Below are 302 nucleotides of genomic sequence, written 5' to 3' on the forward strand. Positions count from 1 at the left end.
CGTTCCAGCTGACATTCAGGTTGCAGAAGGCCGGCATGGCGAACTCCGGGGTGGTATAGCTGCCGTAGGGCAGGTAACGGCCGGCGGAGGACTCCAGCACCACCGCGCCGCTTTCCAGCGCCACATTGTCCAGTGCGCCCCGGGAGAAGGTCTCGGTGCCGTGCAGCACCAGATTGTTCCGGTGGTCCATCCGCACTTCTCTCCTTTGCGCGCTGTGGACGGCGCAGTGTTATTCTTCGGGGGTATCCTCGCCGCGCTCGGCGCGCAGCTCCTTTTCCAGCTGGGCATCGTGGAGCTTCTGG

At 64.6% G+C, this 302-nt stretch carries 1 pseudogene; it reads right to left on the reverse strand.

Features of this window, described 5'->3' with window-relative positions:
* Positions 1-190, reverse strand: a pseudogene (locus P0G09_RS18570) (hypothetical protein); the annotation flags it as partial.
* Positions 191-302: the final 112 nt, after the last annotated feature.

This window comes from Faecalibacterium sp. DFI.5.82, from assembly GCF_029076575.1.
GTDB classification, from domain to species: Bacteria; Bacillota; Clostridia; order Oscillospirales; family Ruminococcaceae; genus Faecalibacterium; species Faecalibacterium duncaniae.